We start from the raw sequence: 15,335 nt of genomic DNA on the forward strand, positions 1-15,335 counted from the left end.
TCTTTCTTAGCGGATTTCTTGCTAATTTTTGAAATCGCTCTATACTGAGGACAGAATGGAAATGGAGTGATTCTATGTCAACTGAACAGCCCGTAGCCTTACTAGAAAATGCGTATAAAACCTTTAAAAAGCCTGTTTTACAGGATGTCTCTCTGCATTTAGAAGCCGGGACGATTCTAGGTCTGATTGGTCCTAGTGGCGCTGGCAAAACGACTACCATCAAAAGCCTAATGGGTATGGAAAAACTGGACCAGGGACAAGCCGCTCTATTTGGAACGCCAATGCCTAATAGAAAGATCCTGCAACGCGTAGGCTATATGGGGCAAAGTGACGCTTTATATGAATCCCTTAGCGCCCATGAAAATCTTGTCTTCTTCGGTTCGCTGATGGGACTTACTGGTGCTCAATTGTACGAGGGAATCTCAAAATATAGCCAGCTCGTTGATCTAGCAGATGTGTTATCCCAGCCCGTCGCCACTTTTTCTGGTGGTATGAAACGCCGCTTGTCCTTAGCCATCACACTCTTAGCTGATCCCAATCTCTTGATATTGGACGAACCTACTGTCGGAATCGATCCTAGTCTCCGCATCACAATTTGGCGACAGTTGCGAACGCTTGCCACGCAAGGTAAAGGGATTATCGTCACCACTCACGCCATGGACGAAGCCGAAAAATGTGATGTCGTCGGCCTAATTATCGCTGGAAAACTTTTTGCTTGGGGCTCGCCTGCTGAACTAAAACAGAAATTTCAAGCACGAACTATCGAAGAAGTCTTTTTGAAAGCAGAGGTGAACGCTTCATGATTCGCTTTCGCGCCATCTTCAGCCGTGTCATCAAAGAGTTAATCCGTGATAAGCGAACACTCGCCTTGATGTTACTGGCACCTATGCTGATTCTAACCTTAATGAAAGTCGTTTTTGATACCAATGACGAAGTGAATATTCAGCTTGGCGTCACTGCAGACGTACCCTCAGCTGTTGTTAAAAATTTACCCAAAGATGTCCACAGTCGGACTTTTTCAACCGATGAGCCAGAAAAAATGATTCAAGAGCACCATTTGGATGCCTTTCTCTCCTTCAACAATCGTACGCTCTTAGTTACCTATGAAAACGTGGACCCCGCTAAGACTGCTCAGTTGAAGGGGCTAATCCAAAACAGTTTAACTATTGACCACTTACAGACCTTGACGAAAGAAGTCCAAATTTTTGCCAAGGAAACCGGCCAGAACGTCAAACTACCAGATTATACTTTGAAAGCAGCCTATGTGTATGGTCATGCTGACAGTACTTTCTTTGATAAAATTTTACCCATATTGATTGGCTTTTTCGTTTTTTTCTTTGTCTTTCTAGTGTCTGGTATCGCCTTATTGAAGGAACGGACTTCCGGTACCCTAGAACGCGTCTTGGCAACACCGGTCAAGCGTAGCGAAATCGTCTTGGGCTATCTCGCCGGTTACGGCCTATTTGCCATCATCCAGACGTTGCTGATTGTTTTCTTTGCTCTTTATATTTTGCAGTTTACTATCGCGGGTAATCTCTTATGGGTCGTACTGACAAATATTTTGATTGCGTTGGTAGCCTTAGCCATGGGCATCTTCGTTTCCACCTTCGCTAATTCCGAGTTTCAAATGATGCAGTTTATTCCCATCGTGGTGATTCCACAGGTCTTTTTCTCAGGTTTGATTCCTTTAGACAGTATGGATGGCTGGGTTCATCAGTTGAGCTATATCTTTCCTCTAAGTTATGGTGGTCAAGCATTGTCTGACGTCATGATCAAAGGCGCCGATTTCTCAACGATTGCCCCCAACCTCGGCGTGCTACTGCTTTTTCTAGTTGGTTTCACTTGTTTGAACATCATTGGACTGAAACGATATCGAAAGGTCTGAAGTATAACAAAAAAACTGCTGCTCAACTTTCTGAGCAGCAGTTCCTTCTATCTTCTTAATGATAAAAATCAAAGCGTCCTTTAGATAAGACTTCTTTAACACCGCCGGTTTCAAAGAGCGAGCGGTCAAGAATTCCTTTTTTAATAAAGGAGGCAGGATAGCCTTTGACATTGGTTTTGCCAACCACTCCAAAAGCATGGGTATTACCAATCGACGCAACAGAGCCTAATGAATGGAAAGTGAATTTTTCGGTCGCTTCTCCTGCTAACAGGTGCAGAATATTTTTGCCAGCAGTCGCACCCATCTTCAGCGCAATTTGGGCAGTAGTGGGATAAGGTCGTTGGTTATCTGGATCCATAACAGCGGCGACGTCTCCAATAATGAAGACTTCACTATGATCTGGATCTGATAAATCATCGGCTACCGTGACACGGCCCCGTCTTTGGTTAAACCCAGAATCTCCCATTACGTGACTACCAGAAACACCAGTGGTCCAAATGATCGTGCCTGCGGCCAACTCAGCGTTAGTATTGGTGGCAGCATCTTCTTGATAAATGACGACACCAGGTTTGATTTCCTTGATAGGTTTCCCCGTTAAGAATTCCACACCCCATTCTTTCAAATGGTCTATCCCGTAATCTGCCAATTTTTCATCAAACATCGGCAATAGGCGGGTCACGGCCTCAATACAATAAAGCTTGATTTCTTTTGCCTCAACACCAGCCCATTTAGCATATGTTTCCTTATTTTCTGCTAAAGCACCTAACAATTCAATTCCGGTAAAGCCCGCGCCACAAACGACAATATTCAAAGCTTCTGGCTTTGGATCTTGCGCATAGCCTTTCATTTGGGCTTCAATATGCGCCAATGCTTGCTTTGCTGTTTCAACGTCTTCCAATTGCAACGCATTTTCCGCGGCTCCTGGAATACCAAAGGTTTCTGATTGGAAACCTAATGAAACAACTAAATAATCGTACGGTAATGTTTGGCCGCCTTTAAGGGTCACTTGTTTTTGCGTGCGGTCAATCAATGTTACCTCATCTTTTATAAACGTGGTGGTCTTGGAATTCACCACATCTTCTATTGGATACTGAATCCGTTCTGCCGGCTGAGTCCCTGCTGCCACCTCATGTAAATCAGTGGATTCATAATGGTAATCATTGCGATCTACCAGCGTCACATGAAACTCACCTTGATGGGATTGCAGGACATGCAATGCCCGCAAACCACCATAACCTGCTCCTAAAATTACAACCTCTTTCATTCTCTGCGCATCCTTTCCTTATTTCATTTCTGATCAGATCAATCAGAATAATAGACCAATAGCAAAAAAGAACACCAATGTAGTCGCTCCTACCGCTAAAATTCGTACTGCACAGATAAACGTCTCTCTTTTCACTTGTTTGGCTAAAAAGAGCCGGGTCTGTTTAAAAACAAACGGCGCGATCAAAAAAGTGCCTAAGACACTCCACGGAGCTAATCGTAAAATGGCCATTGCTAGAATGGCGACAAAAGCCAGGACATTAAGCCCTGTAAATAAATGCAAGGATCGTTTTTTCCCTAGATAATGAACCAGTGTGTAGCGATTATTATTTTCATCTTCCTCTAAATCACAAATATTATTTGCCAACATTAAATTTGCAATCCACAGTGTATTGGGTAATGCAATCAGAAATATCCCCGCTACAGTACTCAGGTTCCAAGTAAACACTTGATAAGCATTTAGATAAACACAGATCATACTAATCATGAAACCCATTGTCAGACCGGAAAATAACTCTCCTAGGGGTAGACTGGATAAGGGACGCGGACCCGATGAATAAAAAATTCCCACCAGATAGCAGTAAATCCCCATCACCAAAAAGGGCCAGCCTACGTAGAAGGAAAGAATAACCCCCATCGTAGCAGAAATCACGATCATACTGATCATTAGCCAAAAGACCTGTTTGATATTCAAGTGCTCTCGACCAATAATATTGGTCTTTTCTTTATAGTCATGGACTTGTGTCGCATGATGATAATCATTGTAGTTATCCAAAATATCCACCGCCATATTAAAAATCAGCATGGCGATAAAATAGATAACTACATAGCCTAAGTGGAGCGATTGATAATGATACCAGCTATAACAGACCCCAATCAAAAAGGGCAAAACGCTGGCTGTTTTTGCTTTAAATTCTACTAGCTCCAAAAAAACCGGCAAAGTCACGGCAACACCTCCAAAAATTTAGTTCCGCTAGTCCACTAGTCGCCGGTTACGACGGTAAACGATAAAGCGGCGCTGAAAATACTGCAAAGGAATGGTCAAGGCATGCACGAGACGCGTATAAGGAAATACACCAAAAATCGTTAGCCCGCATATGACGTGAATCTTAAAGAGTAAGGGCGCCCCCATCATTAAGCGATAGTCTGGCGAGAAATAAAATAGTTGTCGAGCCCAGACCGCCAATGTGTCACGGTAATCATAGGTAGGCACCATGGGTCCGGCAATAAAGGAACTCATGAGACCAAAGGTGATCGTGATACACAAGGCGATCATGATCAATAAATCACTCCAAGAGCTGGACAGGAAAACCCGTGCATTCGTAAAGCGGCGGAAAGTCAAAATACCAATACCAATTAACGTAATGAAGCCTGCAAAGCCTCCCATCATCAATGCGAAGGCATGGTACATCTCATTGGAGATTCCGAAATACTCCGTCACAGATTTAGGCACCAAGATGCCCGTCACATGCCCTGCCAAAACCAACAGAATCCCTATATGAAATAGTATACTCCCAATCATCAATTGTTTCTTCTCCAGAAGCTCACTGGATTTTGCAGTTACACTGCCTTTGTTGCGGGTAAAACGAATCAACGTCCCGAAAACAAAGGAACCTAGACACAGATAAGGGTAGATCACCCATAAAATTTGATTAATGAATGTCATTGGACGGCCACCTCCTGAAGATCAATACAGGCTCTGACTAATTGACGGGTACTGCGTAAAAGCTCAACATAGGGTGACTCTTCAGCCTCTTTCAACATGTGATAAGTGCCATCTTCAATCACTGCCAGCATAAACAGCAGCTCTCGCTGATGCGGTGCCTCTAAAAAATCCCCATAGGCTAAAAACTCCAACATAGCAGGTAAATAATCTGCCAATTCAGGTTGCGCTAAAGCTGAACCAAAGCTTTCATATAATACCTTTAACTTGGCTAATGTATCTCCCCGTTTACGAGAATCTTCCAATTTATAGTAGGTGCAGTACAAGGTCAACTTCTTGTTTAGTTCAAATAAACGGGTATATTCCTCCTCCAGCTCTGGCAACGATTGCTGCTGCAGCTGCGTTAATGCCGCTAATACGCTGGCTGCTTCCGGCAATCCTTGAAAGGCAGCAACTGTCTCTTGCAAGAAGGCCGCGGACTGTAGGCTACTAGTGGGATAATCCAGCAATTCCGCTAATAGCGCTAAGGCTGGTCTCCTTGCTAATAAAGCTTTCTCTTTAATCACGCCAGATCCCCCCATAAAAGTTCTCGGCATAAATTTCGGCGCCGGATTTTCCTTTTTGAGCCTCAGTGACGATTGGTTCTGCTCGGTGACCGCCAGAACCACAGCCTGGACAGCCTTCATAGCCAACCGTTCCATGAGCTAACTCAGGATCAGCTAAAACCTGTTCCCGGTGAGCTTTCGGCAGGACAAAGCGATCTTCATACTTCGCGATGGCCAATAAGCGGTAAAGTTTTTCTACCCGTTGCGGGTCTAAACCAACCTGCGCCAGCGTCTCTTCAGCTAATGGCCGCTCCGTATTTTTTCCGCGCATATACAACCGCATCATGGCTAATTTATACAACGCTGCTTTGACAGGTCTAGGATCACCAGCGGTCAACATATTCGCTAAATATTGTACAGGAATTCGCATTTCATCGATTCCAGGGAAAATAGCTTCTGCCTCACCCACTGACTCTTTCCCTTCAAAGACATTCATAATTGGCGACAATGGCGGCACATACCAAACCATTGGCAATGTCCGATATTCTGGGTGCAACGGAAACGCCAAGCGCTCCTTCACCGCTAATTGATAAATCGGGGAACGCTGTGCAAAGTCTAGTGTTTCTTGATCGATTCCTTGCTCAAGAGCCGCTTTTTGAATTGTTGGATCAAATGGATCCAAAAATAGCTCTAATTGGCGTTCGTATAATTCCTTTTCATCCGTTTCTTCCGCGACTTCTTTGACTTTATCCGCATCATACAAGACAACGCCTAAATAACGGATACGTCCCACACAAGTTTCCGAACAAACCGTGGGCAAGCCCTCTTCGATTCGCGGATAGCATAGCGTACATTTTTCTGCTTTATGGGTTTTCCAATTGAAATAGACTTTTTTGTATGGACAGCCGGACATACAGAAGCGCCAGCTCCGACAACGGTCTTGATTAACTAACACGATGCCATCTTCATCACGCTTATACATCGCACCACTGGGACAAGATGCAACACAAGCCGGATTCAAGCAGTGCTCACACAGACGTGGCAGATACATCATAAAGACCGACTCAAAATCGGCTTTAATTTCTTCTTGAATTCCCCGTAAATTAGGATCCTCCGCCATACTTTTTTCACCGCCAGCTAAATCGTCATCCCAGTTAGGTCCCCATTTCAACTCAATATTTTCCCCGGTCAATTGAGATTTAGCCCGGGCTACTGGTTGGTGGGTCCCTTCTTTACCAAATAAAGCCTGATAATCATAGTTCCAAGGCTCATAATAATCATCTATCTCTGGCATATTTTGATTGTAGAAGATACTCAAAGTAGCAAATTTTTCTAGCTTACCGCCCGCTTTTAAGGTCAGCTTTCCTTTACTATCCAGCTTCCAGCCACCCTTATAGCGCTGATTGTCTTCCCAGTTTTGGGGATAACCCACTCCAGGCTTCGTTTCCACATTATTGAACCACATATATTCAGCACCGGGACGATTCGTCCAAGTATTTTTACACGTTACGGAACAGGTATGACAGCCGATACACTTGTCCAAATTTAAGACCATGCTGATCTGAGCTTTAATTTTCATACCAATTCACCTCCTCCAGTTTCCGGACTGTGACGTACAGATCCCGTTGATTACCAATAGGACCGTAATAATTGAAGCCGTAGCTTAGTTGCGCATACCCGCCGACCATTTGCGTAGGCTTGATATGAATTTGCGTAGGTGCATTGTGGCTCCCGCCACGATTACCGGTCAGCTCTGATAACGGCACATGAATATGCATATCTTGGGCATGATACATGTACATTGCTCCTTCTGGCATCCGGTGGCTAACTACCGCCCGGGCCGTCACCACACCGTTCCGGTTATAAAGCTCCACCCAATCGTTATCTTGCAACGCTAGTTTCCTCGCGTCTTCCATGGAGAGCCAAACAGTGGGACCGCCTCTAAACAGTGTCAGCATTTGTAAGTCGTCCTGATAGGTTGTATGGATGTTCCATTTTCCGTGAGGGGTCATATAGCGCAAGGTCAACTCTCTGCCATGGTGGGTGATCTGTTGATCTTTCGGACCCATTACCTGTGGCGCCAAAGTCGGCTTGTAAATCGCCAACATCTCTCCGTATTCTTGAAAGACTTCGTGGTCGATATAAAACTGCTGGCGCCCAGTCAAAGTGCGGAAAGGAACTAGCCGCTCAATATTTAACGTAAAAGGTGAATAACGCTGATTGTCTTTTTTGATACTGGAAAAAATCGGCGTTGGTAACGTTTGCTGTGGCTGAGCCGTAATCGTTTGAAAATTCATATGAATATCTTCACTACTAGCCCCAATATCCGTTAAAGAAAGACCAGTTTTAGCCTCTGCATCTTGCCAAGCTTTCACAGCTACTTTACCATTTGAGGTACTAGAAAGAGTCAAAATGGCTTCCACCGCTTGTTTGGCGGTATATAGCTGTGGACAGCCTTGGGAACTGCCTTCGGTTACCGTTTGGTTGATGGCTTTCAACTGTTCATATTGTTCACCGATTGGGAAGGAATACCCTTCAGCGCCTACCTTACCGTTTTCTAAATTCGGTCCTAATGCAATAAACTGATCATATAGTTTCGTATAGTCACGTTTAATCAGCTTCAACTGAGGCATCGTTTGACCTGGAATTGCCTCAATCTCGCCTTTAGCCCAATCTTTCACTTCTCCGTATGGTTGCGCGATTTCAGCTGGTGAATCATGGCCCATTGGGGTACTTAATAGATCATAACGAGGTTCAGGCAATTCCGTTTGAGCCATATCTTGGAATACTTTCGCTAAATCCTGGAAAATACGCCAATCAGTTCGTGATTCCCATAATGGGCTAACCGCCGCATTAAAAGGATGAATGAAAGGATGCATATCAGTACTGGAGAGGTCTTCTTTTTCATACCAAGTTGCAGCTGGCAAGACGATATCTGAATACATGGGTGTCGCCACCATTCGGAAGTCTAGCGTCACGACTAAATCCAGCTTGCCCTCTACCGCCGCTTGCTCCCACTCCATCTCCTCTGGCTTGAAGTCCTCATTGGTACTAGCTAATAAGTTGTTTTCAGTTCCTAACAAGTGCTTCATGAAGTATTCTTGGCCCTTGCCACTAGAAGAAAAGAGATTGGATCGCCAAACAAAGAGCCCCTTTGGCTGATTTTCTTTGCGGTCTGGCGCTTGTGCCGCGAATTGGAGCGTCCCGGCTTTTAACTCTGTCACCGCTTTATCCACAACCGTTTTTTCATCAGTTGTTCCGTACTCTTCCACAAAGGAAAGACTATTGCGGTCAAACTGGGGATAACTTGGCAGCCAACCTAAACGGATCGCCATTTGATTGTAATCTGCCGGATGTCGGTAACGGTTCTTATCCTTAGCAGTTGGTGATTTTAAGGCCTCGTTATCCAATTCATCATATTTCCACTGGTCACTAGCAAAGTAGAAGAAGGAGGTGCCATTTTGTTGGCGTGCACCACCTGTCCAGTCTTTAGCAAAGGCTAAGGTCCCCCAGCCTTCTTGCGGACGTAGTTTTTCTTGGCCGACATAATGGGCCCAACCACCGCCAGAGACACCTTCACAACCCGTTAACAGAATCAGATTAAAAATTGCCCGGTAAATCATATCACTGTTGAACCAGTGATTGATACCAGCTCCCATGATTACCATGGAACGACCTTCCGTATCGATAGCATTTTGTGCAAATTCACGGCCAATTTGAGCCGCTAAGGAGGCCTTCACACCAGTAATTTTTTCTTGCCAAGCTGGTGTATAAGGACTCGTTACATCTTCTGGTCCGCTAGCCGCCAAATCATCTTGCTCACTACGTTTGATTCCATATTGGCTCATCATCAAATCATAAACGGTTGCCACCAGTGCCTTTTCACCACTTGCCAACGTCAGCTCCTTAGCTGGCACATTACGGGTGACCACTTGACTACCCGCCTCGTCAAAATAAGGAAAATCAATCCGGGTCATTGCTCCATCAAAAATACTTAAAGCAGGCTTGATTGGGTTGCCCTGTTCATCCTCCAGCTTCAAGTTCCATTTTTCTTTTTCAGCCCAACGCTGGCCCACCGTTCCATTAGGTACCTTTACAGCCTGGGCTGCTTCATCCCACAGAACCGGCTTCCATTCGCCATGCTCTGTCGGCTGTTCTGTTAAATCACTGATGCGCAAAAAGCGACCGGAACGAAAATGATCGGTAGCTGGATTTTTCTCTAATAAGACTAAGAAAGGTAGATCCGTATACTGCTTAGCATACTGGGTAAACCGTGGTGTTGCTTTATCTTGATAAAACTCCTTCAGAATCGTATACGTCATTCCTTGGGCCAATGCCGCATCAGTTCCCGGCTTCGGTGCCAACCAGTTATCCGCAAATTTAACATTTTCAGCGTAATCCGGCGTCACTGCCACCACTTTCGTTCCGTTATAGCGAACTTCAGTCATGAAATGCGCATCAGGCGTGCGCGTCAAGGGCACATTAGAACCCCACATCATCAAGTACTGGCTGTTATACCAGTCACCGGATTCTGGTACATCGGTTTGTTCACCCCAGACTTGCGGGGAAGATGGCGGTAAATCAGCATACCAATCATAGAAACTCAAGGCCTCGCCCCCCATCAAAGATAAGAAGCGCGTTCCCGCCGCATAACTAATCATGGACATCGCTGGAATCGGAGAGAAACCTGCGATTCGGTCAGGACCGTCTTTTTTGATGGTATAGATTAACATTGCGCTGATTAACTCCAGTGCGTCTTCCCATTTTACACGCACTAGTCCGCCTTTACCGCGAACCTTTTTGTAGCTTTCCGCTTTGACGGGATCTTCCACAATACTCGCCCAGGCAGAGACAGCGGTTTCATTTTGCTGTTTCGCTTCTTGCCACAATTGCCAAAGTCGTCCGCGCATATACGGATACTTGATCCGTAAAGGTGAATATTCGTACCAGCTAAAGCTCGCTCCCCGTGGACAACCTCGTGGTTCGAATTCTGGCATATCCGGTCCGCAAGTTGGATAATCCGTCGCTTGATGCTCCCACGTGATTAGCCCCTCTTTTACAAAAACATTCCAACTACAAGAGCCTGTACAATTAACTCCATGCGTCGTCCGCACCACTTTATCATGGGCCCAGCGATGACGGTACAAGGATTCCCATTGACGCTGGTTATCCTCTAATTGGCTAAAACCGTCGTTGAATTTTTCAACTTTTTTGAAGAATCTAGGCTTTCTCACCAACAACATCTCCTTTACAATAAGGTACTAGTTCTTCTGACTACTCTCCCTTTGAGAGCTTGAATAAAATGCGGGACGTCAGTTTAAAAAACTAGTCCGTTGAAGAACAGGATCCATAGACCATGTTCTTCTAAAATTTGTGAAATTAGTGCAATACTCTTCGTAATAAAACTAAGACGACACACTTATATTTTAACAAAATTATCATTTTCAGTCTTATCGCAACCGCTTATTGAGAACAATTCCCAGTGTTCACAAAGTTTCACCCCTTGTAAATATTAAATAAAAATTAGAAAAGGTACCATTTTAATAAACAAGCACGACTTCTTATATGAAAACAATAAAAAAACGCAGGCTATCAATCATTTAAACGATTAATAGTCTGCGCTAATTCATCCTTTTCAATTTGATCACTTATGAGCAAAACACCTTAAAAATTTTCACCTTTCCCTGCCGCAATGAAGCGACGTGCAAAGGTAAAAACAATCGGTACAATGACCGCTGTCGTTAAAAAGAGTAACAGCCCAAAGGCTTGATCATACCACGAAGAGAGGCCAACAATAGTTGCTTTAAGAAAAGCACCTAAACGGGCCGTGGCCAAGGTCGCAATTGCCAGCGGGAAGGTCAGCGCTGCAAAGGCAATCGTAAAAGGTCCTGCAACAAAGCTCGGTAGTTTTACAATCACAGCAATAATAAAGCCCAACAAAATCACATAGAGCAAGTTTGCCAACCACGGCTGCGGCTGTTTGGCCATCGTTAAATAGGCAATTAGCGTCAAACTAAAGGGCGCTAAAAAAATAGTAAAGGTCGGTCGCAAAACCTCTGGCAATGCTTTTTTCCATAGCCGCCAAATCATAGCCGGCACAAGGGTGAAGGTGATAAGAAAACCATAGATCATCAAACCCTTCATAATGACCGGATTGCCAAAGGCGCCCCCCGCTACTACAGGTACCAAAATCCCAACATATGTAACAAACCAAGTCGGCGTGAAACCATCTAACGTGGGTGCTTTAAGCACATTGCGCCAAGTAAAATAAAGAATGTGCAGAGCGTGTAGCGTGACAGCTAGATACCAAATGACCAGCCCCACTTGCGGCCAAGGCAGTATGTCGTGAAAATATCCAGCCAAAATTGCCATCAGCATCGGCCAAGCTGCGTACAGACTTCCTGGGATTGGTTGGAGATACTCCCCTTTAAATTGTTGAAAATCCGTTACGATTTTTAATAAGGCAATCAGCCAGACTAACAGCCCCCACAACATACACAGATGCCTCACGCCACTAAGTCCCAACACATTGTAGCAATTACTCAGGGTACAGAGACCCATGGTGGCGGCAATTGCATTAGGCGGTAGTGCTGTGGCCAGAGCTTTTTTCAAATTCCACATGCAAACAACTCCTTGTTTAAATTAATGATTTCGTTGCAGTAAGCTTCCTGTAATTTCTGCTAATTGATAACGCCCTGGAGTCGCTGGTAGTTTTTCGATATCCGCTAAGGCCGACAATGTCAATTCTCGCGCCAACTCCCGTGCTGCTTCAATACCACCATGGCTGACCACTAACTCTGCTACTTTCGCAACTTCAGCCAAGGTGATTTGTCTACCTTTGGCAAGATAGGGCGCAAACACTTCGGGGGCCGCTTCTTTCGCTAAAATCAATGGCAATGAATAGACACCTTGCCCCAAGTCCTCTAAAACCGGTTTATCCATTTGCTGCTGGCTGCCTGTGTAGTCTAAAATGTCATCATTGATTTGAAAAGCGATCCCGATTTTACGACCAATCTCTCCTGCTAGCATCACCTGTTCCGGCGTACCGTCACTAAAGTAGACACCCTCTTGTGCTGCTAAAGCAAACAGTTCAGCCGTTTTACCTTCCACACTCTTTAAATACGTGCAAACTTCAATTTCTTCATCAAAGCGGTTTTGCATTTGCTGCAGTTCCCCTAGCAAAACCCGTTTCATGGCTTGCGCATTGACCATTAAATAATCTGTTCCATTCATTAATTGAATCAACAATTCAAAAAACTGCGTAAACAATAAATCTCCTGTATAAACCGCGACATCCTTGCCATAACACGCTTGAATCGTCACTTGATTATGTCGCAGCGGTGAATCATCAATAATATCATCATGGATCAAAGTCGCCATATGTAAAAGTTCTAATGTCGCGGCAATCTTCAGCATTTTTTCATCCGTAACCGTTTTGCCTGTGATCGTGTCCGCAAACATTAAACAAAATGCCGGCCGCAACATCTTGCCACCACTAGTAGCGAAGTCTGTCAATGCCCGCTGAATTTCTTGATTATCTACTTGTACCTGTTGAAAAATAAACGAACGAATCTTCCCTAACCGTTCCACCATCTCCGGGTATCCTGCCCAATTTCTCTCCACAGCCAACCATCCCTTCACAAGTGACTCCCCCGTCACTCTCGTCTTCCATTTTATTCTACCCGAATATTATCAGAAAAACGAATTTCTTATACGGCTCCTGCCAAATATTTTACAAGTGGCGTATCAAAACAAAGAAGCTCGTTGAAGAAAAGTACCAATATGCCAGCTTTTAGCAAATAATACATTCTACATTTAGACAGTTTGAAATGATGAACGGATTCAATCTCGTATTCAATTCAAAACACAAAAAAGCTGAACCCTTATCAATCAAGGGCTCAGCTAGTATTTAAAGCCTATTCTTCTTCTTCAGCCATGAATGTATTGAAAACTTCTTCAATCATGTCCCATTCAGCGTCTGTTTCGATTTGTTGCAATTCGCCTTCTGTGCCATCTTCGTTTTCAATGTAGGCATAGGCTTGTAATTCAACGTCCTCTTCGTCGTCGATACCTGCTGGATAAAGCAGCACGTAGTTTTTACCGTATTCTTCTTGGCCGTCGATAGTTAAAAGAACTTCGTATAGAGATTCTGCTCCTTCGTCGTCCACTAAAGTGATATATTCTGGTTCGTGCTCATGGTCATGATGGTGATCATGATCGTGGTCATGGTGATGTTCTGTCATGTTGTTTCCTCCTTATAGTTTGCTGGCGCGATCCAAATAATTTTGCAGGATCATCACGGCAGCCAATTTGTCGATAACTTTTTTGCGTTTTGCTCGAGAAGCATTGGCTTGCTCGACCAGCATGCGTTCTGCTTGGACCGTGGTCAGTCGTTCATCTTGATAAGCAACTGGCAATCCAAAAAGCGTTTCTAATTGAGCCCCATAAGCGAGTGATGCTTCGGCGCGAGGACCAATCGTATTATTCATATTTTTAGGCAGACCCACAACGAATTGCTCCACTTCGTATTCTTGGACCAATTCTTTCAAGCGGTCAAACCCAAATTCGCCTTTGTCTTCATTGATGGAAATAATTTCCACCCCTTGAGCAGTCCAACCTAAGAGATCACTGACAGCGACTCCCACGGTTTTCGAGCCTACATCCAGACCCATTATTCTCATCGAACGTCGATTCCATGATTATAGAGATAGTGTTTTACTAATTCTTCCATAATCTCATCTCGTTCGTGACGGCGGATCAAGTTACGCGCGTCATGATAGCGAGGAATATACGCCGGGTCGCCAGAAAGTAGATAACCTACGATCTGATTGATCGGATTGTATCCTTTTTCAGCTAACGCCCAGTAAACCGTCGCTAATGTTTCACTTACCTCTTTTTTACGATTGTCGTCAAAATCAAATCGTACTGTTTCATCTGTAAAGCCCATCCATCAACACCTCTTTTCACGGATTTGCGCCTATTTATACAGTTTCATTTTACTAAAAAGCCCGCAAAACTACAAATATTATTTCGTTTTCACCTTTATCCTATCATAGTTGTCTCATAACGTTCTCTTTTCAGGACTGTCTTTACCATTTTTGAAGTTTTGAGGAGCAAAAAAGCAGTACTCCTTGAGGAATACTGCTAAGTGTTTAGAAAGAAGGAATCAACGTATCGCTATGATCCTTTTCTAAAAATTCTTTGACTTCGGGACTAGTCATCGCCTTTTTCAATTCTTTGATCTTTTCAGAGTCTTGATTGTCCTCACGAGCAACGAGTGAAATGGCAAAACGGTTGTCGATTTTTTGTTCTAGCAAGATCGCATCCGTTGGCTTCAAACCAACTTTAGCGATATAAGTCGGATAATTGTAAACCATGGCCACATTTTTTTCATTGTAAGCCTCAGCCAGATTCAACAAGTCAACTGATAGCCATTTGAATTCATGAGGATTGTCCACGATATCCTTCAATGTTCCATTAAAGCCAACACCGTCCTTCAATTTGATTAAGCCCGCTTCATTCAGGATAGCTAATGCGCGTCCTTCATTAGAAACATCATTCGGTAAAGCAATCGTAGCCCCTTTGGGTAGTTCATCAATTTTTTTGTATTCTTTTGAATAGAAGCCGACTTTAGCGTCATAGATTTTTTGGATAGCAACTAGATGGGCATCCTTTTCTTCATTGAATTTTTTCATGAAGGGTTCGTGTTGGGCGAAGTTTGCATCCACTTCTTTATTATTCAACAATTCATTGTATTGAATATTATCATTGACTTGCACCAGTTGGATATCCCAACCGTCTTTTTTCGCTACTTCCGCTGCTTTTTCCACCACATCTGTCATAGGTGTCGTTTGGCTAGCCACTTTGATCACCTTATCTGAGTTATCAGCGCTACCTCCATTGCCACAGGCTGCTAAAAGCCCCATCAAACCAATCATTGCTACAACTAAACCTTTTTTCATTTTGCCACTCCTTCGCT

Annotated in this window: 14 protein-coding genes; 2 read left to right on the plus strand and 12 right to left on the minus strand. The window is 44.0% G+C overall.

Annotated elements, in window-relative coordinates:
• The first annotated feature begins 74 nt into the window (after positions 1-74).
• Positions 75-803 (plus strand): ABC transporter ATP-binding protein, encoded by a 729-nt coding sequence (locus ECA01S_RS10175; RefSeq protein WP_067394898.1) that lies wholly within the window; start codon positions 75-77, stop codon positions 801-803.
• Positions 800-1,885 carry an ABC transporter permease gene (locus tag ECA01S_RS10180; RefSeq protein WP_067394900.1) on the plus strand — a complete coding sequence of 362 codons (1,086 nt, stop codon included), beginning with the start codon at positions 800-802 and terminating at the stop codon, positions 1,883-1,885. Before ECA01S_RS10175 ends, ECA01S_RS10180 begins: the two co-directional genes overlap by 4 nt.
• Positions 1,886-1,940: 55 nt before the next feature.
• On the opposite strand, the gene ECA01S_RS10185 is transcribed toward ECA01S_RS10180, so the two are convergent.
• The 12 genes from ECA01S_RS10185 to ECA01S_RS10240 form a co-directional block, all read right to left on the minus strand.
• Positions 1,941-3,149, minus strand: a complete 1,209-nt coding sequence (locus ECA01S_RS10185; RefSeq protein ID WP_067394903.1) for an NAD(P)/FAD-dependent oxidoreductase — start codon at positions 3,147-3,149, stop codon at positions 1,941-1,943.
• A gap of 42 nt (positions 3,150-3,191) precedes the next feature.
• Entirely contained in the window at positions 3,192-4,094 is a 903-nt protein-coding gene (locus ECA01S_RS10190; RefSeq protein WP_067394905.1) for a prenyltransferase, read from the minus strand.
• Between the two features lie 27 nt (positions 4,095-4,121).
• A complete protein-coding gene (gene narI / locus ECA01S_RS10195) occupies positions 4,122-4,814 on the minus strand; it encodes a respiratory nitrate reductase subunit gamma (RefSeq protein ID WP_067394907.1) in 693 nt (230 codons plus the stop codon).
• Entirely contained in the window at positions 4,811-5,377 is a 567-nt protein-coding gene (gene narJ / locus ECA01S_RS10200; protein WP_067394910.1) for a nitrate reductase molybdenum cofactor assembly chaperone, read from the minus strand. Before narJ ends, narI begins: the two co-directional genes overlap by 4 nt.
• Positions 5,370-6,935 carry a nitrate reductase subunit beta gene (narH, locus tag ECA01S_RS10205; protein WP_067394913.1) on the minus strand — a complete coding sequence of 522 codons (1,566 nt, stop codon included), beginning with the start codon at positions 6,933-6,935 and terminating at the stop codon, positions 5,370-5,372. Before narH ends, narJ begins: the two co-directional genes overlap by 8 nt.
• A complete protein-coding gene (locus tag ECA01S_RS10210; protein ID WP_067394916.1) occupies positions 6,925-10,599 on the minus strand; it encodes a nitrate reductase subunit alpha in 3,675 nt (1,224 codons plus the stop codon). The genes narH and ECA01S_RS10210 overlap by 11 nt, the downstream gene beginning before the upstream one ends.
• 421 nt (positions 10,600-11,020) lie before the next feature.
• The gene (locus ECA01S_RS10215; RefSeq protein WP_067394919.1) at positions 11,021-11,977 is read right to left on the minus strand and encodes a TDT family transporter; all 957 of its coding nucleotides are present in this window, start codon (positions 11,975-11,977) and stop codon (positions 11,021-11,023) included.
• 21 nt (positions 11,978-11,998) lie between these two features.
• Positions 11,999-12,949, minus strand: a complete 951-nt coding sequence (locus ECA01S_RS10220; RefSeq protein ID WP_067394922.1) for a polyprenyl synthetase family protein — start codon at positions 12,947-12,949, stop codon at positions 11,999-12,001.
• 323 nt (positions 12,950-13,272) lie between these two features.
• Positions 13,273-13,599 (minus strand): DUF1292 domain-containing protein, encoded by a 327-nt coding sequence (locus ECA01S_RS10225; protein ID WP_067394924.1) that lies wholly within the window; start codon positions 13,597-13,599, stop codon positions 13,273-13,275.
• Positions 13,600-13,611: 12 nt separating this feature from the next.
• Positions 13,612-14,037, minus strand: a complete 426-nt coding sequence (gene ruvX, locus ECA01S_RS10230) for a Holliday junction resolvase RuvX (protein ID WP_067394927.1) — start codon at positions 14,035-14,037, stop codon at positions 13,612-13,614.
• Entirely contained in the window at positions 14,034-14,303 is a 270-nt protein-coding gene (locus ECA01S_RS10235; protein ID WP_067394930.1) for an IreB family regulatory phosphoprotein, read from the minus strand. Before ECA01S_RS10235 ends, ruvX begins: the two co-directional genes overlap by 4 nt.
• A gap of 205 nt (positions 14,304-14,508) precedes the next feature.
• Positions 14,509-15,318 (minus strand): MetQ/NlpA family ABC transporter substrate-binding protein, encoded by an 810-nt coding sequence (locus ECA01S_RS10240; protein WP_067394933.1) that lies wholly within the window; start codon positions 15,316-15,318, stop codon positions 14,509-14,511.
• Positions 15,319-15,335: the final 17 nt, after the last annotated feature.

The sequence above is a fragment of the Enterococcus canis NBRC 100695 genome (genome assembly GCF_001544375.1).
Lineage (GTDB): Bacteria > Bacillota > Bacilli > Lactobacillales > Enterococcaceae > Enterococcus_H > Enterococcus_H canis.

Coding starts and splice junctions, on each gene's coding strand:
- ECA01S_RS10175 (WP_067394898.1), top strand. CDS start 75: ATGTCAACTGAACAGCCCGTAGCCTTACTAGAAAATGCGTATAAAACC.
- ECA01S_RS10180 (WP_067394900.1), top strand. CDS start 800: ATGATTCGCTTTCGCGCCATCTTCAGCCGTGTCATCAAAGAGTTAATC.
- ECA01S_RS10185 (WP_067394903.1), bottom strand. CDS start 3,149: ATGAAAGAGGTTGTAATTTTAGGAGCAGGTTATGGTGGTTTGCGGGCA.
- narI (WP_067394907.1), bottom strand. CDS start 4,814: ATGACATTCATTAATCAAATTTTATGGGTGATCTACCCTTATCTGTGT.
- narH (WP_067394913.1), bottom strand. CDS start 6,935: ATGAAAATTAAAGCTCAGATCAGCATGGTCTTAAATTTGGACAAGTGT.
- ECA01S_RS10210 (WP_067394916.1), bottom strand. CDS start 10,599: ATGTTGTTGGTGAGAAAGCCTAGATTCTTCAAAAAAGTTGAAAAATTC.
- ECA01S_RS10215 (WP_067394919.1), bottom strand. CDS start 11,977: ATGTGGAATTTGAAAAAAGCTCTGGCCACAGCACTACCGCCTAATGCA.
- ECA01S_RS10220 (WP_067394922.1), bottom strand. CDS start 12,949: ATGGTGGAACGGTTAGGGAAGATTCGTTCGTTTATTTTTCAACAGGTA.
- ECA01S_RS10225 (WP_067394924.1), bottom strand. CDS start 13,599: ATGACAGAACATCACCATGACCACGATCATGATCACCATCATGACCAT.
- ruvX (WP_067394927.1), bottom strand. CDS start 14,037: ATGAGAATAATGGGTCTGGATGTAGGCTCGAAAACCGTGGGAGTCGCT.
- ECA01S_RS10235 (WP_067394930.1), bottom strand. CDS start 14,303: ATGGGCTTTACAGATGAAACAGTACGATTTGATTTTGACGACAATCGT.
- ECA01S_RS10240 (WP_067394933.1), bottom strand. CDS start 15,318: ATGAAAAAAGGTTTAGTTGTAGCAATGATTGGTTTGATGGGGCTTTTA.